The organism is Streptomyces doebereineriae, assembly GCF_031845645.1.
Classification (GTDB): domain Bacteria; phylum Actinomycetota; class Actinomycetes; order Streptomycetales; family Streptomycetaceae; genus Streptomyces; species Streptomyces canus.
In genome coordinates this window covers 1-462 of sequence record NZ_JAVREZ010000253.1, presented here as the reverse complement: position 1 = coordinate 462, position 462 = coordinate 1, and the positions used below count along the sequence as shown (strand labels likewise).

Below are 462 nucleotides of genomic sequence, written 5' to 3'. Positions count from 1 at the left end.
GATATATCCACTATGTATCTTCTTCAAAATTTTAAGTTTCACAGAAAATTTCCCAAAGAATTAATTTAAAAATCATATATAAATTATTTTAATCTTCCTTTATTGTTTCCAAGATATCTTCTAATCTGCAATCCAAAGCTTCGCAAATTTTAAGAAGAACATCGGTAGTTATATTTGCTCCCTTGCCTAGTTTGGCGATAGAAGAACCGCTAAGTCCAGCTTTAGTTTTTAAATCGTTTTTATTCATTTCTTTATCAATCAGTAACTTCCAGAGTTTGTTATAACTGATTCTCATTATTTATCATCCTTTCTTTCCCGCAGTTAAGTTAGATATTTTTTTAGTATTTCTACGTCTTTGCTGATATCTTTAGGTTTAATTCGATTGAGAACTTTTTCTTCCACTTCAGGAGTCCAATAAATCTTTAATTTTTCCCTAGCTCTTGTAATAGCCGTATAGAATAT

1 protein-coding gene is annotated in these 462 nt (G+C 29.4%); it reads right to left on the bottom strand.

Translation table 11 applies throughout. The features are described from left to right. Window positions 1-88: 88 nt before the first annotated feature. Window positions 89-295, bottom strand: coding sequence for a helix-turn-helix domain-containing protein (locus tag RNB18_RS51735; protein WP_311721024.1), 207 nt, complete (start codon window positions 293-295; stop codon window positions 89-91). Between the last annotated feature and the right edge of the window lie 167 nt (window positions 296-462).

Excerpts from the sequence above, each read along its gene's own strand:
- RNB18_RS51735 (WP_311721024.1), bottom strand. The coding sequence starts at position 295 with ATGAGAATCAGTTATAACAAACTCTGGAAGTTACTGATTGATAAAGAA.